The organism is Vreelandella sp. 2A-K22, from assembly GCF_054065485.1.
Genome location: NZ_JBSUGC010000003.1, coordinates 361873 through 384902 on the forward strand (window position 1 = coordinate 361873; position 23030 = coordinate 384902).

At 54.0% G+C, this 23030-nt stretch carries 21 protein-coding genes; 18 read left to right on the forward strand and 3 right to left on the reverse strand.

What is annotated here, in order from left to right:
* Together ybgF and ACW17M_RS06095 are read left to right on the forward strand one after the other, a co-directional pair.
* Positions 1-795, forward strand: a complete 795-nt coding sequence (ybgF, locus tag ACW17M_RS06090) for a tol-pal system protein YbgF (protein WP_022523484.1) — start codon at positions 1-3, stop codon at positions 793-795.
* A 24-nt stretch (positions 796-819) separates the two neighbouring features.
* On the forward strand, positions 820-1581 hold the full coding sequence (locus ACW17M_RS06095) for a YciK family oxidoreductase (protein ID WP_022523483.1): 762 nt from the start codon (positions 820-822) through the stop codon (positions 1579-1581).
* A 64-nt stretch (positions 1582-1645) separates the two neighbouring features.
* Here ACW17M_RS06095 and ACW17M_RS06100 read toward each other — a convergent pair whose 3' ends face one another.
* Together ACW17M_RS06100 and ubiG are read right to left on the reverse strand one after the other, a co-directional pair.
* The gene (locus ACW17M_RS06100; protein ID WP_022523482.1) at positions 1646-2314 is read right to left on the reverse strand and encodes an HAD-IA family hydrolase; all 669 of its coding nucleotides are present in this window, start codon (positions 2312-2314) and stop codon (positions 1646-1648) included.
* Positions 2315-3058, reverse strand: coding sequence for a bifunctional 2-polyprenyl-6-hydroxyphenol methylase/3-demethylubiquinol 3-O-methyltransferase UbiG (ubiG, locus tag ACW17M_RS06105; protein ID WP_022523481.1), 744 nt, complete (start codon positions 3056-3058; stop codon positions 2315-2317).
* A 171-nt stretch (positions 3059-3229) separates the two neighbouring features.
* Between ubiG and galU the strand changes: the two genes are divergently transcribed.
* The 7 genes from galU to ACW17M_RS06140 all read left to right on the forward strand — a co-directional run bounded on the left by galU (position 3230) and on the right by ACW17M_RS06140 (position 13488).
* A complete protein-coding gene (galU, locus tag ACW17M_RS06110) occupies positions 3230-4120 on the forward strand; it encodes a UTP--glucose-1-phosphate uridylyltransferase GalU (RefSeq protein ID WP_022523480.1) in 891 nt (296 codons plus the stop codon).
* A gap of 3 nt (positions 4121-4123) precedes the next feature.
* A complete protein-coding gene (locus ACW17M_RS06115; protein ID WP_022523479.1) occupies positions 4124-5416 on the forward strand; it encodes a nucleotide sugar dehydrogenase in 1293 nt (430 codons plus the stop codon).
* 9 nt (positions 5417-5425) lie between these two features.
* Complete coding sequence (locus ACW17M_RS06120) at positions 5426-6247, forward strand: hypothetical protein (RefSeq protein ID WP_009286699.1); 822 nt, start codon at positions 5426-5428, stop codon at positions 6245-6247.
* A 104-nt stretch (positions 6248-6351) separates the two neighbouring features.
* Positions 6352-8205 carry an autotransporter assembly complex protein TamA gene (gene tamA / locus ACW17M_RS06125; RefSeq protein ID WP_457547050.1) on the forward strand — a complete coding sequence of 618 codons (1854 nt, stop codon included), beginning with the start codon at positions 6352-6354 and terminating at the stop codon, positions 8203-8205.
* A gap of 9 nt (positions 8206-8214) precedes the next feature.
* On the forward strand, positions 8215-12267 hold the full coding sequence (tamB, locus tag ACW17M_RS06130; RefSeq protein WP_457547051.1) for an autotransporter assembly complex protein TamB: 4053 nt from the start codon (positions 8215-8217) through the stop codon (positions 12265-12267).
* Positions 12268-12278: 11 nt separating this feature from the next.
* Positions 12279-12911, forward strand: a complete 633-nt coding sequence (msrA, locus tag ACW17M_RS06135; RefSeq protein WP_009286702.1) for a peptide-methionine (S)-S-oxide reductase MsrA — start codon at positions 12279-12281, stop codon at positions 12909-12911.
* A 49-nt stretch (positions 12912-12960) separates the two neighbouring features.
* Positions 12961-13488 (forward strand): cytochrome c, encoded by a 528-nt coding sequence (locus tag ACW17M_RS06140; RefSeq protein WP_009286703.1) that lies wholly within the window; start codon positions 12961-12963, stop codon positions 13486-13488.
* A 27-nt stretch (positions 13489-13515) separates the two neighbouring features.
* On the opposite strand, the gene can is transcribed toward ACW17M_RS06140, so the two are convergent.
* Positions 13516-14163: a carbonate dehydratase gene (can, locus tag ACW17M_RS06145; RefSeq protein ID WP_022523472.1), complete on the reverse strand. Its 648-nt coding sequence runs from the start codon at positions 14161-14163 to the stop codon at positions 13516-13518.
* 217 nt (positions 14164-14380) lie between these two features.
* Here can and gorA point away from each other — a divergent pair, with 217 nt between their 5' ends.
* The 9 genes from gorA to hisI all read left to right on the forward strand — a co-directional run bounded on the left by gorA (position 14381) and on the right by hisI (position 23016).
* A complete protein-coding gene (gorA, locus tag ACW17M_RS06150) occupies positions 14381-15763 on the forward strand; it encodes a glutathione-disulfide reductase (RefSeq protein WP_009286705.1) in 1383 nt (460 codons plus the stop codon).
* Between the two features lie 208 nt (positions 15764-15971).
* The gene (ectA, locus tag ACW17M_RS06155) at positions 15972-16550 is read left to right on the forward strand and encodes a diaminobutyrate acetyltransferase (RefSeq protein WP_009286706.1); all 579 of its coding nucleotides are present in this window, start codon (positions 15972-15974) and stop codon (positions 16548-16550) included.
* Between the two features lie 106 nt (positions 16551-16656).
* Positions 16657-17925 carry a diaminobutyrate--2-oxoglutarate transaminase gene (gene ectB, locus ACW17M_RS06160; RefSeq protein ID WP_009286707.1) on the forward strand — a complete coding sequence of 423 codons (1269 nt, stop codon included), beginning with the start codon at positions 16657-16659 and terminating at the stop codon, positions 17923-17925.
* Between the two features lie 103 nt (positions 17926-18028).
* Positions 18029-18418 (forward strand): ectoine synthase, encoded by a 390-nt coding sequence (locus tag ACW17M_RS06165; RefSeq protein WP_457547052.1) that lies wholly within the window; start codon positions 18029-18031, stop codon positions 18416-18418.
* Positions 18419-18647: 229 nt separating this feature from the next.
* On the forward strand, positions 18648-19484 hold the full coding sequence (locus ACW17M_RS06170) for an ATP-dependent zinc protease family protein (protein WP_022523469.1): 837 nt from the start codon (positions 18648-18650) through the stop codon (positions 19482-19484).
* Positions 19485-19517: 33 nt separating this feature from the next.
* Positions 19518-21041, forward strand: a complete 1524-nt coding sequence (locus tag ACW17M_RS06175; protein ID WP_457547053.1) for an inactive transglutaminase family protein — start codon at positions 19518-19520, stop codon at positions 21039-21041.
* Complete coding sequence (locus ACW17M_RS06180) at positions 21038-22051, forward strand: alpha-L-glutamate ligase-like protein (protein WP_009286711.1); 1014 nt, start codon at positions 21038-21040, stop codon at positions 22049-22051. Before ACW17M_RS06175 ends, ACW17M_RS06180 begins: the two co-directional genes overlap by 4 nt.
* A gap of 44 nt (positions 22052-22095) precedes the next feature.
* Complete coding sequence (locus tag ACW17M_RS06185) at positions 22096-22542, forward strand: transcriptional repressor (protein WP_027959426.1); 447 nt, start codon at positions 22096-22098, stop codon at positions 22540-22542.
* A 3-nt stretch (positions 22543-22545) separates the two neighbouring features.
* Positions 22546-23016: a phosphoribosyl-AMP cyclohydrolase gene (gene hisI, locus ACW17M_RS06190; RefSeq protein ID WP_027959427.1), complete on the forward strand. Its 471-nt coding sequence runs from the start codon at positions 22546-22548 to the stop codon at positions 23014-23016.
* Positions 23017-23030: the final 14 nt, after the last annotated feature.

Consider the following 23030-nt stretch of genomic DNA (forward strand, 5'->3'; position numbering starts at 1 on the left):
ATGAATCACAGTCTCAAGCGTTACGTTGAGAGGCTGTGCGGTGCGGGAGCCATAGTGCTCCCGCTGTCCGTATTGCCCCTAACGGCCACCGCTCAACAGCCGCTCGTTCAAGATCTTTCCAACTCTTCCAACAGCAGCTTTTACCAGCAAACGCAGCGCCAGGAAGCGTCCAGCGGTAACCTGGTATTGTTTAACCAGGTGCAGGAGCACCAGCAGGAGATCCAGCAGCTGCGTGGTCAAATTGAAGAGTTACGCCACCAGTTGGAACAGCTGCGTCGTCAATCCCAGCAGCAGTATCTCGATATTGAAGACCGCCTGATGAGCAGCGGCCCAACTCAGATTGAGCAGTCAACACCAGCAGTCGAGCCTGAGGCCGCTGAAGAAGTTGTCAACGCGCCTTCGAGCCGCAATGTCAGTGAGGACGCCCAGGCCGATTACCAAGCGGCTTTTGCGCATGTTCAAGCGCGCCGTTTTGATGAGGCGATTGCGGCCTTTGAGGCTTTTGTTAGCGACCATCCTGATACTAGTCTAACGGCTAATGGTCACTACTGGCTGGGCGAGCTATATGCTGCAGAAGGCGAGCTGGATGCCGCCGACCAGGCATTTAGCCGTGTGATCGAGGAGTACAGCGGCAGCAGTAAAGTGCCGGATGCGATCTATAAGCTAGGCTTAGTGAAAGCACGTAAAGGCGAAGCAGAGCGCAGCCGTGAGCTACTCGAGCAAGTGCGCGATGACTACCCGCAAAGCAGTGCCGCGGGCCTTGCCAATGACTTTTTACGCCAATCAGCAAGTTAATATCTTTTGCTTCAAGGAATCAGCATGAGCTGCAAGATCGACTATCAACCAGCGCCCAACCTATTGGAAAATCGCATCGTGTTGGTAACCGGCGCAGGGGACGGGATTGGCCGTGCGGCAGCTTTGAGCTATGCCCAACACGGAGCCACCGTGATTCTATTGGGGCGCACTATTGCCAAGTTAGAGCGCGTTTACGATGAAATCGAAGCGGCCGGTGGCCCCCAGCCAGCGATTTTTCCGCTCAACTTTGAAGGCGCTACGCTAAAAGATTTTCATGATATGGCGGAAACGCTGGATAAAGAGTTTGGCCGTTTGGACGGGGTGTTGCATAACGCTGGGTTGTTGGGTCGCATCACGCCTTTCGAGCAGTATAACCCTGAGCTCTGGCAGCAGGTGATGCAGGTGAATATCAATGGGCCCATCTGGATGACCCAGGCACTATTGCCGCTACTGCAGGCGTCTGACGATGCATCGGTGATATTCACCTCCTCCAGCGTTGGCCGTAAAGGCCGCGCCTATTGGGGAGCGTACTCGGTCTCTAAGTTTGCCACCGAAGGGTTTGTCGAGGTGTTGGCCGACGAATTGGATAACCAGTCCACGGTACGCGTTAATTCACTCAATCCGGGTGCCACACGGACTCAAATGCGGCGTACCGCGTTCCCCGGTGAGGATCCCTTCACACTACGCACCCCGGAAGACATCATGCCTACCTACTTATGGCTTATGGGGCCAGACAGTGCAGGCACCAACGGTCAAAAGCTTGATGCCCAGCCGCCACGGGTATAGCGCTTACTTTTAAACCCCTTATCAGCACGTCGATGCCCGCCGGTACTTACGCTTGAAATTGTCGCTAGCGTCTGAAACCGTTAAGGGCATCGACCAGCGCGTGACACTCTCCAAACCATAAGTCAGCAGGCCACTGTTGATAGTCATCCTCTGCGCTGATATAGCCGTAGCCAACGGCCACGGCCGTCATCCCCGCAGCGACGGCGGCCTCGATATCCCGTGCATGGTCGCCGATGTACCAGCACTGACCCGGCTCAACGCCTAGCCGCCGGGCAGCTTCCCAGAGCGGCTCAGGGGCTGGCTTTTTTACACTCAGGTCATCTGCACATAGTAGGGCGCCCGGCTGAAGCGCCAATGCGTCCAATAACGGTAGCGTATAGCGACGCGGTTTATTGGTCACAATCCCCCAGGGTCGTTGGTTGCCATGCCACTCTTTCAGCCATACATCGAGCGGCGAGAAGACCTGGCTGTGCACCGCGACCGCCTGCTCGTAGGCATCCAGCAAGAACTGGCGTGCTTGAGTATGTCCATCCGCTGTCGCTTCTAACCCTAGCGCCAGCGTCACCAGCGCACTACCGCCGTTAGAGACCTGGCGGCGGATCACTTCAAAGGGAAGTGGCTCTAAGTCGTGGTGAATACGTAGCGCATTGGTTGCGTGGGCTAAATCTGGAGCGGTATCGACCAGGGTGCCGTCTAGATCGAAGAGAATCGCTTGGGGCGCTTGCATCGGCATTTAATCGCTCACCTTACGGCAGTACATCATGTAGTTGACCGAAACATCATGGCTTACCAAACGATAGTGCCGGGTTAGCGGATTGTAGGTAAGCCCCGTCTGCTCACGCACTTCTAAGCCACAGTCGCGAGACCAGGCGGCCATTTCTGAAGGGCGAATAAATTTCGCGTAGTTATGCGTACCCCGGGGGAGCAGTCTAAGCACGTACTCGGCGCCTAGAATGGCAAACGCATAGGACTTGGCGGTGCGATTCAGCGTAGAGAAAAACACATAGCCGCCAGGGCGAACCAGGGCGCTGCAGGCACGAATGACGGAGGCGGGGTCGGGTACGTGCTCAAGCATCTCCATGCAGGTCACTGCATCGTAAAAACCGGGCTTTTGAGCCGCCATGGCTTCCACACTGATGTGCTGATAATCGATCTCGACACCGCGATCTTCCGCGTGCAGCCTAGCCACCGCTAAAGGTGCTTCACCGAGATCAATACCGGTTACTTTAGCCCCGCGGTTGGCCATTGATTCGCTCAAAATGCCGCCGCCACAGCCCACATCCAGCACTTTTTTTCCTGCCAAGCCCGCACGCGCATCAATAAAATCGAGCCGCAAAGGGTTAATCTCGTGGAGTGGTTTAAATTCACCCTGCGGATCCCACCAGCGGCTAGCAAGCGCTTCAAATTTGGCGACTTCTGCTGCATCGACATTGCCTTGATAGTGACCAGCAGTGCTATCCTGTGGTGTCGCTTGCATGTTGTGACTCCCATTGTCGTTACGCATTAAGCGAAGAGTTGACGCTTAGTTACTGGTTATTATCCATTTGCACTGGTTATCGTCCATTGGCGAGGTGGCATCCATCCACGCCTTCAGTATTATGGACATTCTAACCACTCCTGTGTCGGAACGCATGAAAAGGACCTCTTTATGATTCGCAAGGCCGTACTTCCTGTTGCTGGGTTTGGCACCCGCTGCTTACCGGCTTCGAAGGCTATTCCCAAGGAGATGATTACGATTGTCGATAGGCCGGTTATTCAATATGTGGTCGAAGAAGCCATTGCCGCGGGTATTCGTGAGATTGTGCTGGTCACCAGTAGTAATAAAAGCGCTATTGAAAACCACTTTGACACCCACGCCGAGCTAGAAGCCAGCCTGGAAGCGAAAGGTAAACACGAGCTTTTGGCGATGTTGCGCAATTTGGTGCCTGATGATGTCAGCATTATCAGTATTCGTCAGGGTGTACCGCTGGGGTTAGGCCATGCGGTGCTATGCGCTCGCCCGATCATCGGCGACGACGAACCTTTTGCAGTGCTGCTTCCCGATGTGCTGGTCGACAACAGCGCCAACCAAACTACCGACTTGGCCGGCATGTTGGCAGCTTATGACCAACAGCAAACGGCGCAGCTAATGGTGGAAGAGGTGGCTTGGGAGCAAGTTGAGAAGTATGGCATCGTGGCACCCGCTGGCGATGTGCCTGCACCTAACCAATCGGCAGATCTTGTGGGAATGGTGGAAAAGCCAAAGCGCGATGCAGCGCCTTCAAACCTAGCCGTGATTGGTCGCTACGCGCTGCCAGGCCATATTTTCTCCATTTTAGAAGCCACCAAGCCCGGTGCCGGTGGCGAAATTCAGCTCACTGATGCGCTGGAGACCCTGCGCGAACAGTCGGGGGTGCAGGCATACCGTATGCAGGGCACGACATACGATTGTGGCCAGCCGCTGGGTTATCTTGAAGCCACACTTGCCTACGCGCGGCGTCACCCCGAGTTTGGTGAGGGTTTCCAAGCCCTGTTATCACGTTACCAACAAGGAGAGTAACCCATGCGGGTGTTGCTTTACGGTAGCGAATTGAGCGCAGCGACGGCCGCCGCTGCGTTGGCCTGGGTCGGGCATCAGGTGCAGTGGTTGCCGCACGCTGACGCCCCCTGGTCAGCACTTTCCCGAGTGGACTGGCTGCGCAGCGAACCTCAGCTGATGGCTCATCTGGAGCAGGGTTTGGCGGATGGGACACTGGAGGTCATTGAGCAGCTTAAAGAGGCGCGCACGCCTGAAGTGATCTGGCTGGCGTTATCTCCTGCGCAGCGTAGTTCAGCCAGTGCGTTGGTTGAAGACCCGCTATTGGTCGATCAGCAGGGCATAGTGCTTATCAATAATTCAACGTTTCCGGTCGGCGAGACCGAGCGCCTGCATGCACTGATGGGCATGCAGCACACCAGCGTGGCACTCCCAGATACGTTGGAAGAGGGGCGGGCGTGGGAGTCGTTTACCCGCCCCACTAGGCGGCTGCTAGGTTGCGATGATGCCACTGGTGAGCAGGTGACCAGGGAACTATTACGCGCCTTTAATCGCCGCAGCGAAGTATTTCAGTGTATGCCGCGCCGCGCTGCAGAGCTCACCAAGCTGGCAATTAACGGCATGCTGGCTACCCGTATCAGTTATATGAATGAAATTGCTGGCTTGGCTGATACCCTGGGGGTGGATGTTGAACATGTCCGCCAGGGAATGGGCGCTGACTCACGGATCGGGTTTGAGTATCTCTACCCCGGATGTGGGTTTGGCGGGCCGAATTTCTCCCGGGATTTGATGCGCTTGGCCGATGTGCAACTGCAAAGTGGTCGCTATTCAGCACTGCTTGAGCAGGTAATGGATATTAACGAGCAGAAGAAAGAGACCCTGTTTCGCAAACTGTGGGCTCACTTTGCAGGTGAGCTGGCGGGTAAAACCGTGGCGATATGGGGTGCGGCGTTTAAGCCCGGCACAGCGCGTATTGACCACGCCCCGGTATTAACGCTGCTTGAGGCTCTTTGGGCGCAAGGAATTAAAGTTCAGCTCCACGACCCAGCAGCAGTGCCAGCTCTTCATGCCTTGGTGGGCGAACGTGACGACCTGCGCACCTATACGCATGACCCTTACCAAGCCTGTGAGGGGGCCGATGTACTGATGCTGGTGACTGAATGGAAAACGTATTGGAACCCGGACTGGCACCGACTCGGCTCGCTTTTAAACGCTAAGCTCGTACTAGACGGACGCAATATTTACGACCCTGAGTTCGTTGCCAGCTGTGGATTAATGTACCGAGGTATTGGCCGCCGTGCCGACCCGAAGACTCTTTGAGGAAATGTCATGCCAGACGCTACCGCATCCTCTCGTATTGTGCCCGATGTGGATCAAAGCTTGACTGCGCAACACTTGCGTCACCGAAAGGGGCCCACGCTATGGCCACTATGGCTATGTTTGCTACTGATCATTGCGCTTATGGGCGCGGCGGCGGCTGGACTTTGGTATGAACGTGAACGACTGCTGGGTGAGCTGCACCGGGTAAGTGGGGAAGTCTCCAATGTGCACGCTCGGTTGGATTCGGATGACACGGATGTACAAGATACGATAACCTTTGTACAAGCTCAGATGTCGACGCTTTTCCAAGAGCAGGAGCAGCTGTCAGTGTCGTTGGCCGCTACTCGGGAAGAGTTGTACGGTTTTCTCACTTCTAGCGAGGATACTGTCTCTAGTGATTCCATCAATACACTGTTGCAGCAGTTGTCTCAACTTAGAGAGCAAGCCGAACTGCGCGACAGTCAATTAATGGCGGTGAGGGAATCTCTTGACGCCTTGGAACAAACGGGTTCCTCGGGTCGTCAAAATCTTGTTGAGGAAGTCTCCCATCTGGAGCAATTGACCGAACGGCGCATCAATGGCCTGGATAGTCAGCTCAACAGTGTCAGTAGCGCTTGGGAAGAGCAGCTATCAGCACAAAGAGCAGCGTTCGAGGCACGCTTTAATGAGCTGGAAACATCCGTTGCAGAGATAGAAGCACCCGCAGATCAAGCAGCCCTGGAAGCATTGGAGCAGGAGTGGTCTCAACGGCTGAATTCGCTGGAAAGCGATGTGCGCCAAGTACGCCAGGCGCAGCTTGCTTTCAGTGCCCAGCTAGAGATGTTGCGTTAATAAGGCGCGACGGAAGTATGAGTGTGATTGCTTAATCTTTAACATGCTAATGCGTTGAAATGCTTAGGCGATGAAGCCGCTGATTTAGGTTGGGATAAAAATGTATGGGAAGACAACGGCGATGGACATCAGCCACAAAGCGCACCGTTACTGTTGTGCTACCGCTGTTATGCGTATCACCTAGCGCATGGGCATTAGAAGCGACTGTCACGGGTGTTTCCGATGAGGTCGAAGGCAACATCCAAGCCTACTTACAGAATATCGATGCGGCACAATATACCGAGGTGCGTTTAGAGGGTGAGATCCGCCGACGCACCGAGGAAGCAATGCGTGTTTACGGCTATTACGAACCCGAGATAACCCTTGAGCGCGCCACTGATAAACGTGCGTGGCTGGAAATCGAGCCCGGCCCTCAGGTTGAAATTGAAATTCTGTCAATCAATGTGGAAGGCGAGGCGAGTGAAGACCCACCTTTCCAACAGGCCGTAGAGGACTTTCCCTTGGAAGAAGGGGATGTGTTGCGGCACGCCCCCTGGGATCGATTAAGCAGCCAGTTTTCGGGGCTGGCTATTGAGCGCGGTTACTTTGACTGGGGGTTTACCGATCGACGCATGGAAGTGCGTCCGTATCTGCAAAGTGCGCGCCTGTATATGGATTTTGACAGTGGCCCACGCTACCAATTTGGTGAATCCTCCATTACCGGAAGCCATATTGAGCTTGATCGATTGCGTCGCATGCAGCCCTTCGAGCCGGGCGACCCCTATTTGGCGCAGACCCTGGCAGACTATAATCGGTCGCTTGCGGAAACCGGCTGGTTTAGCTCGGTCTCGGTGCGTCCGCGCCTTGAGACCGCCCAAGAGTTGGTTATTTCTCCTCCTGGCGGTGGTGCCCCCTGGTGGAGTGAAGCCACCGCCTCTCAGCCGGAGCGCCCGAGAGTCACCAGTGCTGCTTTGACCAGCGCGCTAAGTCTTAATAAGCCCAGTGATACCCAATTGCCTATCGATGTCAGTGTTGAACCTGCTGATCGCCATCAGTTTGAAGTGGGTATTGGTTACGCCACCGATTTAGGGCCACGGCTGCGCTTTGGTTGGGATCAACCATGGATTAACCGCTTTGGTCATAGCCTTGATCACGACCTCTATTTATCTGCCCCAGAGCAGCGTTTTACCGGGGTATATAATGTGCCACTGGAAGACCCGCTTCGCGACAGCTATCGGCTTCAGTACGGGGTTCGTAATGTCGATGACAGCGACACCAAGTCGTTAGAAGGCACTGTCGAGCTAGCCCGGCGTTGGGAGTTTGATAACGATTGGGTGCAAACGATCTATTTCCGCACTACTTATGAAGACTTTGAACAGGGCGGCGAAGCGGATCAAGTATGGCTGTTTTATCCAGGTATTCAGTGGTCGCGTACGCGGACACGCCCTCAGCGCTTTCCGTTATGGGGTGATCGCCAGCAGCTCTCGTTAGAGTATTCGGATACCGTTTGGGGTTCGGATGCGACATTCGCTCGTATCACGGGGGATACGGAGTGGATCCGCATGATTGGCAACGATAACCGCTTCTTGGCACGTATTAGCTTAGGCGCCATTGAAACCGATGATTTTGCCAAAATACCGCCATCGCTGCGCTTTTTCGCGGGTGGCGACCGCAGTGTGCGTGGTTACTCCTATGAGAGCTTATCTCCCCGCAACGACGAGGGCCGACTGCGAGGTGGGCAGCAAATGCTCACCTCGACCCTGGAGTATCAGCGTCGCGTGACGGGGGATTGGTGGGGGGCCACGTTTATAGATAACGGCGATGCGTTTGATAACTGGGGGCCTAATGATTTGAAAACGGGCGCCGGGGTCGGGGTACGTTGGGTCTCGCCGGTGGGGCCAATTCGTTTTGACATCGCCCACCCTTTTGACCACGAAGACGATTGGCGTTTGCACTTTTCTATCGGACCGGAATTCTAGGAGAGAGACTTGTCTCAGGTTGAACCAGCTGCGTCTGATAAACGCCGTATGTTGTCTCCAAAGTATCGTGCCTGGCTACTGTTCTGGAGCCTTGTGCGTCTTGTAATCGTGTTGCCTATTTGGCTGTTCGGTATTGTGGCGCTGATTGTCGGGGTGGCGTTATCACCCTGGGGCACTGGGGTGCTGCTCTCGCAGGGGGAGCAGCGTGATTTTTTCTCCTACACGCATCATGAAGGCGGCTTGCTCGACCATTTCCAGCTCGAAGATTTCCAGCTACAGCTAGGCGAAACCCGTATAACCGTGGATGAGTTCGAACTCCAGTGGGCAGATGACTGTGTTCTGTCAGGGCGCCTATGCATCGACACACTGCGTGTGGTGGGCGCCGACATCCAGCTAGGCCCATCCAGTGAGCAAGCGCCACCTCCCGAAGAGGAAGAGAGCCCGCTGACTATTCGTTTTCCTTTCCCCATCGAACTACGTTCTTTGTTGCTGGACGATGTTAACCTCAGGCTTGCCGATGGTACCGAAGTAGCGTGGCGCTCGTTAAGCTCGGCAGCCACCGCTGAAGGAAACACAGTACGCCTCTCGCCAACCCATTTGGAGCAGCCTCGTGTCTATTTGCCACCTTCCCCAGGTGTTCTGCTAACCCAGGGCATTGAAACGCCGCTTTATGCTGAAGCCATCGATGCCGCTATCTTGCTCAACCAACCACCCCAAGAAGCCGTGGCGTCGGTGGAATCTCCAGAGCAGCAGCTTGAAAAACGCGAACGCCTGGAACTACCAGAGATCACGCTACCGGTTGATATCCAGATACCTGAATTCACGCTCAACGATTTTCGATTGGAAGGGGCTACCGAGTACCGCGTCGAGCGACTGCGGCTTGGGCTGTTAACCGAAGGTGATAACGTCGAAGTAACTGAGCTTTCCGTTGTTACCCCGGCTGCTGAGGCGGAATTAACCGCGAACGCCACTCTAACCGGCAACTACCCACTCGAAGCTCGCTTGGGCGTCGAACTATTTTTACCTGAGATATACCCTGAGCTAAGTGGCGAAGCTTTAACCTTAACGCTGTCTGGTCCACTGGATGCGCTTGAAGCGCAGTTGGATGCCTCTGGCGCGGTCAATGCGTCCTTGAGGGGGCAAGTCGATGCACTCGCCCCGACGCTGCCGTTTCAACTGCAGCTACAAAGTGACCAAGTTCAGTGGCCGCTGCCTGTCAGCGCAGATGAGAGTAGCAATGAAAGCGTCGATGACAGCACTGAAGAAGAGACAGCCCAAGCCTATATAGTCGATGACCTGGATCTACAGGTCACCGGCAGCCTGAGCGATTATAGTGCTCAATTGGCTCTGGCGGTTGAGGGCCCGAGCCTGCCGCGCACTCAAATTAACGTTACCGGAGAGGGCGATCTCGAGCAGTTTAGCTGGCAACCGCTCACCCTCGCAGTCGACGAAAGCTCCCTGCGCAGCGAAGGGAACATCAGTTGGGTTGCACCGCTACAGGTCAACACCACTATTCGTCTGGATCAGTTTAACCCTGCCCACTTCGTGGATCAGCTTGAGGGTAATTTAAACGGCGACATCGAGCTTACGCTGAGGCAGCAAGAGGATCAGTGGGCAGTTAGCGTACCCAACTTAGCGATTGACGGTGAACTGCGCGACTACCCGCTAACCCTGCAAGCGGCCTTTGATGCTAACAGCAACCTGGAGCTGGAGATTGACGAGTTGCTGTTTACCCAGGGGGAGAATCGCTTAACAGCAGAGGGGCAAATTAGCGAACAGGCCATGTCGTTAAACGCGGACATTGCACTACGCCAGTTGCAAACACTATCGCCAGACTTGGCGGGCACTATCGTCGGTACGCTAGAAGCCAGCGGTAGTTTTAATCAACCGCAATTACTCGCCAATTTACAGGGTGATGGCGTGCGTTTTGGTCAGAATCGTATTGAACGGCTTGTCCTAGATGCTGATGTACAGGGCATTGATGATCCTTCCCTCGACGTACAGCTCGCACTACAAAACGTCAATGCTGGGGGGCAGGCCCTTGCAAACATAGAGGCCAATTTGGCCGGGCGCCTCTCTGAGCATCAGCTTGAACTGACCGCCCAGGGCACAGACAACAGCGTTTTAAGCCGTGCGCTGATTGCCCTGGAAGGCCGCTTTGACCAGCAAGACCAGCTTTACCAAGCCCGCGTAACGCCACTGGAAGTTGATTCTGAGGCGGGGGATATTCGTCTTGAAGCGCCTCTAGACCTGCGCTATGACCTAGCCAATGGTCAGGCGCGCCTATCGCCGTTCTGCCTGCGCCGGGAGCAAGGTGGGCTAGTCTGTTCTGAAGAGGAGATCACTGCCTCTGCGCAACAGGGCAACGCCGTGCTTTCGGTACGTGAAGTGCCAATGGAAATGCTGGAGCCCTTTTTGCCTGAAGAGTGGCAGTTAGAGGGGGATACAACCGCGGATCTTGTTGCCAACTGGCGTCAAGGGGGTGCCCAGTGGCAGGCAGATCTACAAATTCTTAGCGAACTCGCCATTACCGCCGTTAATGATTATGGCCAGCCTGTGCAACTGCCAGAAGTCAGTTTCGACGCTCAGATCGAGGCCAACCAAGCTCAGGCGAATACCAATGTGTCGCTTTCGCTTGCCGAAGCGGGCGATATCAACTTGGACCTAGCGGTTAATGATCCCTTGGGGGCCGGCGCGTTAACTGGCGAGCTGCGTGCAGAAGATGTTTCGCTGCAGCCCTATCGATCCATGTTGGTAGGAATGGAGCGACTGGAGGGCGAATTAACGGGCAACGTCCAAATTACTGGCACCACCGCCGCGCCTGACTTACAAGGCCAGCTTGGACTGCGCGGTATAGGAGTAAGTGGCCCGGATATTCCTGTCGATATTCAGGGTGGCGAACTGGTGGTCTCTTTCGACGGTGAACAGGGGGATATTGACGGCTACTTGGCCGCTGAGCGCGGGCGTTTGGAAATCACCGGTGATGCATATTGGCCAAGCAGTGATGATTGGCGGATTGGCGTCGATCTGAATGCTGTGCAGGAGCCTATCCTGGTCGTTTTGCCCCAGTTTGGACGTCTTGAAGTAGCGCCTGATATCCGTATCCGGGTCACGCCGGAAAGGCTGCAAGTGAGGGGGGATGTGAATTTACCCTGGGCACGGCTTGAAATTGGCGATATGCCCTCATCAGCAGTCACCCCAAGTGGCGATGAAGTGATTATTACCGAGCGCGACGATCGCCAGGCCGAAATTGAGGCTCAGCGAGCGGCTGCCAATGAGGATGATCCAAGTGCCGCGGACGAGCTTGCCGCCACCGGTATGGCCATTGACGTACTGGTGACCTTAACGTTGGGTAGCGATATGCAAATTTCAGCCTACGGCTTGGAATCTGGCTTGGGAGGCGCGCTGGAAATTCGCCAAAGCAGCGGCGCGTTACAGTTATTCGGCGACGTTAATTTGGTCGATGGTCGTTTCCAGGCTTTCGGCCAAGACCTGGTTATCCGCCGCGGTGAACTGCTGTTTAGTGGGCCACCCGGTCTACCTACGCTCGACTTCGAGGCCATTCGCAACCCTGACATTACCGAAGATGACGTTATTGCGGGCTTGCGGGTAACAGGTAGTGCCGAATCTCCGAACGTACTGATCTTTTCTGAACCGGCGATGGATGAATCCCGTGCGCTCTCTTACCTGTTACGGGGTCGCGCACCTGATGCTTCTGGGGGCGGTGTGGATAGCGCACTGACTACCGCGCTGATAGGCATGTCGTTAGGGCGCACCGGTGGGGCGGTTGGTTCCATTGGTGAAGCCTTCGGCATTGATGACTTAACTCTGGACACCACTGGGGCTGGCGATGATAGCCAAGTCGCTGTCAGTGGCCAACTCACCGATGATCTTAGAATTAGTTACGGTGTGGGAATTTTCTCGCCAATTGCCGAACTAACACTACGCTACACGCTGTGGCGTAACCTTTATGTACAGGCCGTCTCGGGTACCAACCAAGCGGTGGACTTAATCTACACCTTTACCCGTTCCGGTAATCCTGAAATCATTCAGCAGCAATAAGTGAGGGTGATATGTCACTATTTTCAAACGCTAGCTCAGGTTCAGGCCGTGTACTGCCTGGACGTGATACGCCCATAGAAACCAGTCAGGTGCATACCATTAATGGGCACTCGATACATCCTCCGTTTCCCGAAGGCCACGAGGAGATCGTGCTAGGCATGGGGTGTTTCTGGGGCGTTGAACGCCTGTTTTGGCAGTTGCCAGGAGTCTATGTCACTGCGGTGGGGTATGCCGGTGGTGAGACACCTAACCCCACCTACGACGAGACATGCACGGGGCGTACTGGCCACACCGAAGTGGTACGGGTGGTTTATGACCCACAGCAAGTCGAGCTGGAAACGTTGTTGCAGGTTTTCTGGGAAGGGCACGACCCGACCCAGGGCAATCGCCAGGGGAACGATATTGGCTCGCAGTATCGCTCCGCCATTTTTACCACCAGCCAAGCGCAGCAAACGGTAGCCGAGCAGAGTGCGGCAGCGTACCAACAGGCGCTCGACAAAGCGGGCAGAGGGGCAATCACTACTGAGATTAAGCCGCTAGAAACATTTTATTACGCAGAGGCTTACCATCAGCAGTACCTGGATAAAAACCCTCATGGCTACTGCGGCTTAAAAGGTACGGGTGTCACCTGCCCGATAGGTTAAAACGTGCGCACTAAACCTTTGACTACCGAATCATCGACAGGAAGCCATTATGCAGCAACGCCATTACCTGAAGTGGGCTTCCCCCCGCGGCACGGCAGCCAGCGCTTTAGCATTAATGCTCTGCACGCCGCTGGCTTGGGCAGGCGAGGAAACGAGCGCCCTGGCCATGCCCCAAGCCGTCAGCGACACGCCATTCGCAAGTGAGCGCGAAGCCGTGGTTTGGCGCCGAGAAGAGCTTAAAGATATTGAAAGTCTGGTGCGTCAGCTGCGCTTTGATCTAATCAATAATCAAGATCTTGAGGCTGCAATGCCGCGGTTACTTGAGCTGCAAGAGCGTGCCAGCGCTGATCGTTTGCTACCTGCGTTTATTGAGGGCACCCACGGCAGTGGTTCTGAAGCGCGGGCATCCATATGGGAAGAGTGGGGTGAGTTCGCCGCCGGTTTTAGCGATCTGGAGGATAAAATCGCTAATTTAATTGATGTAGCCGAGCAAGAGGATACTCGAAACACTGCCCGAGCGCTTTCAGAAGTGGGCGCGAGCTGTAAGAGCTGCCATCGTGCCTACCGCTACGACTAAGCGTAGCGGTAGGCATTGGGGGAGTGCTTAATCGCCTTGCTGGATGCGGTCAATACGGTAAAGTGTTTCCACTTGTTCTAAACCACTTACGGTGCAGTTAAGATCTTTAACGCGGCCATCGCTTAATCCGTAGACCCAGCCATGCACCGAAATCTGCTGACCTCGCTGCCAAGCGCGCTGCAAAATTTTGGTGCGGCACAAACTGTTTACCTGGGCTTTCACGTTGAGCTCGCACATGCGATCGATTTGATCTTCCAGTGGGAGGTGGTCAAGCGAATTCCTGTGATGGTTGTACTGTTCGCGCACTGAGTGCAGCCAGTAATCCACCACGCCACATTCGCCTCCCATCATGGCGGCCTTAATGCCCCCGCAGCCATAGTGACCGACAATCATGATATGGCTGACTTTAAGAACATCCACCGCGAACTGAACCACGGAGAGGGCGTTCATATCGGTGTGGTGTAGCAAGTTGGCGACGTTGCGGTGTACGAAAACTTCCCCAGGCGGGAGTGCAATAATTTGATTCGCCGGTACTCGGCTGTCGGAGCAGCCAATCCATAAATAATCGGGGTTCTGCTGGTTCGAAAGGCGCTTAAAGTAGTCGGGGTCTTCTTCGCACATACGCTCAGCCCAGGCGCGATTATTGTCGAGTAGCGTCGCAATAGGGTCAGACATAGCGTCTCCAGAAAAGTTAAAGGGCGTTAAGTCGCTGGTAGATAAGCGGGTTATCAAAGCCCTACTCAGGGTGGAATTAGGCCTTGTATAACCTAGGCCAGTACAAAATAGCAGCAGAAGGTTTTAACCTTCCCGGGTAGTCAGGTCAACCACTGCACTTGACCAATGGGCAACCCGATATTGATTCATACGAATTCTAACTCCCCAGGAGCAAATCATGGCAGACGTTTCTGAATACGAATATGACCTTCTGGTTATTGGCGCAGGCTCTGGTGGTGTACGCACCGCGCGTATGGCCGCGGCTACCGGCGCCAAAGTGGCCATTGCCGAAGATCGCTACCTGGGCGGAACCTGTGTCAACGTTGGCTGTGTGCCCAAGAAGCTTTACTCCTACGCTGCCCATTTCCATGACAGTTTTGATGATGCGGCAGGTTTTGGCTGGCAGCTGCCTGGCCCCGCCAGCTTCGATTGGGCCACACTGCGCGACAACAAAATCAGTGAAATCAAACGTCTGAATGGCATTTATCAGCGCATGCTGGAAGGCGCTGGAGTAACGCTCTTCAATGCACGAGCACGCTTGGCCGATGCACACACGGTGACCTTAAGCGGCGAGCATGGCGATATATCGGTGACTGCACAAAAAATCGTTCTGGCTACTGGTGGATGGCCCTGGGTACCCGATTTTCCTGGCAGTGAACACGCACTGGATTCCAATCAGATTTTTGATCTAGATACTTTTCCTAAGCGCTTTTTAGTGCTTGGCGGTGGCTATATTGCGGTGGAATTTTCGAGTATCTTTAATGGTCTGGGCAGCGAGACGCACCTCATCTACCGTGGCGAGCTGTTTTTAAAAGGCTTTGATCAACAGGTTCGCGAGTTCACCTGCGCGGAAATGGAAAGAAAGGGAGTCAACCTCCATTTCAACACTAACATCGAGCGTATTGAGCGCAGCCAAGACGGCTACAATGTTCACCTTACCAACGGCAACGTGCTTGAAGTCGATGTGGTGCTCGCAGCCACAGGGCGCAAGGCGAATATCCGTGAGCTAGGGCTTGAAGCGTTGGGCCTATGCCTGGATGAGGCGGGCAAAATCCCCGTAAACGAGCGGTTTGAAACAGCGCTGCCTTCAATTTTAGCCTTGGGCGACCTGACGGCTGGGCCGGAATTAACACCGGTAGCACTGGCTGAGGCGATGCAGCTTGTCGACGCCCACTTTGCCGATACGGTTCCCAAGCCGTTGGACTACACTACGATCCCTACCGCCGTTTTTTGCCATCCCAACATCGGTACCGTGGGTCTTTCCGAGGAGGCCGCGCGGGAAAAATTCACCCATATTCGCGTGTATAGCACCGATTTTCGCGCCATGAAGCACACCCTATCGGGTAGCCAAGAGCGCACCTTAATGAAGCTGGTCGTGGACGATGCTACCGATGTGGTCGTAGGGGCCCATATGGTCGGAGATGACGCGGGTGAAATTATTCAGGGAATTGCTATCGCGGTAAGAGCTGGCCTTACCAAGCAGGACTTTGACCGCACCGTAGGCATCCACCCAACGGGGGCCGAGGAGTTCGTCACGCTGCGTACGCTGACACGCAGATAAGCATATTAAAAGTGAAGGCGTGCCCATGGGCGCGCCTTTTTTTGTAGGCTACTTGCACTATTCTAAAAGAGATAGCGGTGAGCGGTGGTTATGCTACTCGATCATAACAAAAAATTATGGAAAGCGAGGTGTAGAATAATATGATTTTTGAATTGCTCATAATCAGCTGTTATAATGAACATCAAATTCGCTACAGCGAAGCATAACTATGAGTACGCCGACACAACCTTTTACCCCCTCTGCTGACCTTGCTAGGCCAACGGTGGCTGATGCTGTTGTGGGTCATGCGGAGATGCCGCTGTTTATTCGCAAACCCAATGCGGATGATGGCTGGGGAGTTTACGAGCTGGTCAAAGCTTGCCCTCCGCTGGATGTGAATTCAGCCTACGCTTACTTGCTACTGGCGACTCAGTTTCGTGATACCTGCGCAGTGGCTACCAATGAAGAGGGCGAAATCGTTGGTTTTGTTTCTGGCTATGTTAAGGATAATGCTCCAGACACCTACTTTTTATGGCAAGTGGCTGTCGGTGAAAAAGCACGTGGTACAGGGCTAGCGCGACGCTTGGTCGAGGCTATTATGTCCCGCCCTGAGCTTGATGATGTGCATCACCTTGAAACCACCATCACCCCTGACAATCTAGCCTCTTGGGGCTTATTCCGTCGCTTGGCGGCACGCTGGCATGCGCCGCTCAATAGCCGCGAATACTTCTCTACCGAACAGCTCGGAGGAGAGCATGACCCGGAAAACCTGGTTCGTATCGGCCCGTTCCAAACAGATCGCATCTAATACGTCGTTTTGCTAGATACACGTATCGGACTTACCGTTTTTCCCGCTCATGTTGCTTCGGGCAAGTAATGCCTAAAGTTAAAATGATCAACCAAGGAGGTCGCTAATGCAGACCCAGACGCTTGAACGCATGGAATCCAATGTACGTACTTATTCTCGTTCGTTTCCGGTGGTGTTTACCAAAGCGCAAAATGCGCGTCTAACCGATGAGAATGGCCGTGAGTACATTGATTTCCTCGCCGGCGCGGGCACGCTGAACTACGGCCACAATAATCCGCACATGAAACAGGCGATGATTGATTACCTGTCGACTGACGGTGTTGTTCACGGTTTGGATATGTGGACCAATGCCAAGCGTGATTATCTTGAAACGCTGGAAGAAGTTATTTTCAAGCCACGCGGGCTGGATTATAAAGTGCATCTGCCTGGCCCAACCGGTACCAATGCCGTAGAGGCCGCTATCCGCTTGGCTCGTGTGGCTAAAGGCCGTCACAACATTGTCACCTTCACCAATGGTTTCCACGGCGTCACCATGGGGGCTTTGGCGACCACGGGTAATCGTAAATTCCGTGAAGCCACGGGTGGCATACCCACCCAGGGCGCTAGCTTCCTGCCTTACGATGGCTACATGGGTGAGCATACCGATACCCTGGATTATTTTGAAAAGCTGCTCAGCGACAAATCTGGTGGTCTGGATATTCCAGCGGGTGTCATCATTGAAACCGTGCAAGGTGAGGGCGGTATTAACGTTGCAGGCTTGGAGTGGTTAAAGCGTCTCGAAGGGATCTGCCGTGCCCACGACATTCTGCTGATTATTGATGATATTCAGGCAGGCTGTGGCCGTACGGGTAAGTTCTTTAGCTTCGAACACGCGGGTATTACACCTGACATTATTACCAACTCGAAATCGCTCTCCGGTTTTGGCCTGCCATTTGCCCATGTGTTGATGCGCCCAGAGCTGGATAAATGGAAACCGGGTCAATATAACGGCACTTTCCGTGGTTTCAGCCTGGCGATGGTGACTGCCACCGCTGCGTTGAAAAAATACTGGACTAATGACACCTTTGAGCGTGATGTTCAGCGCAAAGGGCGTATTGTAGAAGAGCGCTTCCAGAAGTTAGCAGCGCTGTTAACGGAGCACGGCATGCCTGCCACTGAACGTGGTCGTGGCTTGATGCGCGGTATTGACGTCGTGTCGGGTGATATTGCCGATAAAATTACCAGTAAAGCCTTTGAGCATGGTCTGGTAATCGAAACCAGTGGTCAGGATGGTGAAGTGGTTAAGTGCCTATGCCCGCTAACCATTAGCGATGAAGATCTGCTGAAAGGTTTGGATATTCTCGAAATGTGCGTTAAGGCTGTTGCTAGCGAATAACCTGGCGGTAGGATTAAGCGTTACGCTGAAGCAGTAGCTCACAGTTTTTAGTTAGGGATATAGCGGCTGGTAGTCACCAGCTGCTTTGCTAAGGAGTACTCCTATGATCGTTCGTAATATTGAAGAAGCGCGTAAAACAGAGCGCCTAGTGACCGCCGAAAATGGTAACTGGGACAGCACACGCCTGGTGTTGGCCAACGACGATGGAAACTTTTCTTTCCATATCACACGAATTTTCGAAGGCACTGAGACTCATATTCATTACAAACATCACTATGAGTCTGTGTACTGCATCGAAGGCGAGGGCGAGGTAGAAACACTCGCTGATGGCAAGATTTGGCCTATCAAGCCGGGTGATATCTACATCCTCGACCAGCACGATGAACATCTGCTGCGTGCGCATAAAACCATGCACCTAGCATGTGTATTTACACCGCCGATTACGGGCAACGAAGTTCACCAGGAAGATGGCTCATACGCAGCCCCAGAGTAAATCGTGCTAGCGTGAGATAGATAAGAAGGCAGCCTGCTAAATATGCGGGCTGCCTTTTTTGATCTGAATGGACGAGCGCAATTTTACCCATAGCGGCATCACTGGTTCGCTTAATATATATTATGTTAAATTAGATAAAATAGGTGCTCCAAAAGCGATGATGGCGTTGGACACTAGACCCCCATCTCCTTATCATTCCCCAACCTATTGTCCAAGGATATCTCTCGTTATGCGCCCAGGTGTTTTGTGGCTTATCGCTGGCTTGTCGCTTTCGATCGCAGGCTGTGCAGCAACCCAGCCGGAAACGAATCAACCGCCCCCTTTAAGCGAAGCCTCATTCAATTCTCGTATCCTGGAGTTAGAGAGCCAGCTAACGCAACAATGTGACACCCGCATTAATTTGCAGCAACGCCAGCTTGATCACCAGCAGGCATTGACCGCTGATATGCGTGAAGTGGGCAGTTTATTGCGTTACCTCCGCCAAGACGTACAGCAATTGGAAGCTCGCGGTGAAGAGCCGGTCATCATACGTGAAGAGTGTGAGATTGATGAGAGCTTGACCACTAAAACGTTACTGGGCCGCAGCGAATGGGTTGGCTTACCAAGCCTTGGCACCTACCTCAAAGCGCGAGTCGATTCAGGAGCCAACACCTCGTCCCTTTCTGCTGCCGAGATCACTCGCTTCGAGCGTGACGGTGAAGATTGGGTGCGCTTCAAGTTGGCGCTGAACGACGACGACGTGGCGGTTGAGTCGCAGCGCGATGAGTGGGTTGAAGCGCCTATCGTGCGCCGAGTGCGCATTGTTCAAGCTTCTGGCGAAGAGTCACGCCCCGTCATTTCTCTGTTAATGACTCTAGGGCCGATCCGTGAAAATGTCGAATTTACCCTCAATGACCGCTCTCATCTCGATTATCCAGTGCTGCTAGGACGGCGCTTTTTGATGGATATTGCGGTAATTGATGTAGCCGATACTTACTTGCATGAGCGCCCCGAATTTCCTGGTGGCGAACCAGCGGACCAAGCTGCTGAAGATGAAGCAGTTGACGAAGACGATAGCGAAGAGTAACCGCTCTGACGCTTCACGAGGAAAGGAATCTCCATGTCACGGTTAATGTTCTATATTATTGTCGGCCTGTTGCTAGTCGCGGGCGTAGCGACCAGCGTGCACCGCCATGTGCAGTTTGAAATTCCATGGTTGCCTGGTGAACAGCGCCAGGTGTGGGAGATTGAGGCGGGCATTACCTTTAATGCTCAGGACGGCCCCGTCCAGGTCGACTTGGCGTTGCCTTCCCATCAGGCAGGCTACCGTGTACTGACTGAAAACACCGCATCATCAGGGTATGGGCTTGCTTATCAGGCGGATGATTTAGGCCGCACCGCCCGCTGGACTATTCGTGAAGCAATGGGTAGCCAAACATTATACTACTCGGTTCAGATGCTGGTATCTCAAGATGCTCGCTCGCCGGTGCAGACACCCCCTGAAATCCCCGTCACAACGCCTTGGGAAAGCCCCTATGACACTGCGGCTAATCAGCTTATCGAACAAGCCTGGGCGCGCAGTGCCAATAACGCCACCTTCGCCCGTGAGTTAATACGTGATATTAACGGCGAGCGTCAATCTGAAAATGCCCGCCTGCTGCTGACGCAAGAGAATCCGGCGGCCTTGGTGGTGCGGTTGCTAAACCAGGCGGGCGTATTAGCGCGTGAAGTGAGCGGCCTGCTTCTGGAAGATGGTCGTCGTCGCCAAACGCTTAGCAGTTGGATTCAGGTGTTTAACGAGTCAGGTGAAGAATGGTCAATTTTCCATCCACTGACGGGTGAGCAAGGTAAGCCTGACAACCTGCTGCTATGGGAAACCGGTGGTCGAGCGGTATTAGAAGTTCAGGGCGGCACCAACTCACGGGTTTCTTTCTCAATGATGACCCATGACCAGCCTGCTTCGGCGGCGGTGCGCAACCACTACTCTGAAGATACGCTACTGAATTTCTCCATTCACAGCCTGCCACTGGAGGAGCAAGCGCTATTCCAAACTATCTTGCTGATTCCCATTGGTGCGTTAATGGTGGTGTTTTTGCGTGTGCTGGTGGGCATCAAAACGTCCGGTACCTTTATGCCGGTGCTGATCGCCCTCGCCTTCATTCAAACCACCCTTCCTACGGGGTTGATTGGCTTCCTGCTTATCGTTGCCGTCGGTCTGATTATTCGTAACTATCTCTCCTACTTGAATTTATTACTGGTGGCCAGGGTCTCGGCGGTGATCATAACGGTGATTGCGATTATCTCGATCTTCACCGTATTGGCCTACCGCATGGGGCTCAGTGCTGGCTTAACGATCACCTTCTTCCCGATGATCATCCTGGCCTGGACCATCGAGCGGATGTCGATACTTTGGGAAGAGGAAGGCCCTAAGCAGGTGCTAATCCAAGGCGGCGGCAGTTTGATCACGGCTATCCTTGCCTACCTGGCGATGAATAACCCCTGGGTACGTCATATCACCTTCAACTTCCTGGGCGTTCAGTTGATATTGATGGCGTTGATCTTGCTGCTGGGCAATTACACTGGCTACCGTTTATTGGAGCTGCGTCGCTTCAAGCCGATCACTGACGATGAGAAGCCCTCATGAGTTGGCTGAAGAATTGGACGTGGCCCACGCGCCTGCGGGATAAAGGTATTATCGGCATGAATCGGCGTAATATTCGCTACATTGGCCGATATAATAGCCGCCGTCTCTATCCCCTTGTCGATGACAAGCTTAAAACCAAACTACTGGCTCAGCAGTATGGGATTACCACGCCCGAGCTGATTGGCACCGTAACAACCCAATTTGGCGTTAAGCATATTGGCGCCATGCTCACGGGGCACGCGGGCTTCGTCATCAAGCCTGCTAAGGGAAGCGGCGGTAAGGGCATCCTGGTGATTGAAAAGGTCGAAGATAACGCCTTTATCAAGCCTAGTGGTACCACGCTCTCTCTTACCGACGTTGAGCGACATGTGTCGAATATTCTGTCGGGGCTCTACTCATTGGGCGGCTCGCCTGATGTGGCGGTGATTGAAACACTGATTAATTTCGATGAAAGCCTGATGGATTACACCTATGAAGGTGTTCCTGATATCCGGGTTATCGTCTTCAAGGGTTACCCGGTGATGGCCATGATGCGCCTTTCCACCGCAGCATCCGACGGCAAAGCTAACCTGCACCAAGGGGCGGTAGGCGTTGGCTTGAACATCGCTACCGGGGCTGCCCTGCGCGCCGTTCAGTTTGACCGCCCTTGCTTTAGTCATCCGGACACGGGGCACGATCTGGCAAGTTTGGTCGTTCCCCAGTGGGAAACGCTGCTTAACTTAGCGGCGGGTTGTTATGAAATGACCGGTCTAGGTTACCTGGGTACTGATATGGTGCTGGATCGTAAATACGGGCCGATGCTGCTTGAGCTCAACGCCAGGCCTGGCTTGGCTATTCAAATGACCAATGGTGAAGGTTTGCGCCGTCGCCTCGATCTGATTGAACGTCAACCCGATGGCGTGCCCGCTAAACAACGGGTAGCTTTTGCCCAGCACCATTTTGCGCGACAAAGTGAGCTGGTAGACAGCGAATCGGTAGAAAGCTCTGACACCGCTTCCACCGGCGCGTAGACTACTAACGAGAGCCTAGGCTAACAACGTTCAACGAGTTGCCCATGACCCAAGCGAGTACACTACTACAGCAGGCGGAGTCTCAGTGCCATATCCGCGGCGTCCGCTTCACCCCTATTCGCCGACGTGTGCTGGAGATGATCGCCGAAAATGGCGGCGGGCTAAAAGCCTATGACCTGCTCGATAAGCTCTCTACTGAGCATGCTGCTGCCCGCCCCCCGACGGTTTATCGGGCGCTTGAGTTCTTGATTGATCAAGGCTTGGTGCATCGCATTGAGTCGCAGAACTCCTACGTGGCCTGCGCTTGCCCAGAGCATGCGCATGGTTTTCAACTACTGATTTGCCGTCACTGCGGCTATGTCGAAGAGCTGCACTTGGACGAGATAAGCGATCAACTGGCGGCGCTGGCAAAACGCCAGGGCTTTAACGTTGAGCGCCAAACCATTGAGCTTCAAGGGCTTTGTCAGGACTGCCGAACAGTTAGCGAGTAATTTATGTCCCGTTTTGATCACGTCGCGCCGGATGCTCTGTTTAAGCAACTCGAGCGTGCTGCCCCAGAAGATAGTCTTCCCGCTGTGGCCACTTTGCTAGCCGCGGTGCGTTTTAATGCTGATGGTTTGATCCCTGCCATTGCTCAGCAGCACGATACTAACGAAGTGTTGATGATGGCCTGGATGAACCGTGAGGCGCTGGAAGAGACGTTAACCACCCAGCGTGTTTGCTACTATTCGCGCTCGCGGGGAAAACTGTGGCGCAAGGGTGAGTCATCGGGCCAGCAGCAGCAGCTTGTTTCTGCTGCGTTGGATTGCGATGGTGATACGCTGTTGTTGCAAGTTGAACAAACAGGGCCTGCTTGCCACACCGGGCGGCGCAGCTGTTTCTATATTGCCGTGGATGGAGAGCAGGCCTCAATTACCAGCAATCCGCTGATTGATCCTGACGACCTGTACGGCAAAAAAACCTAGTTCTGCCTATGCAA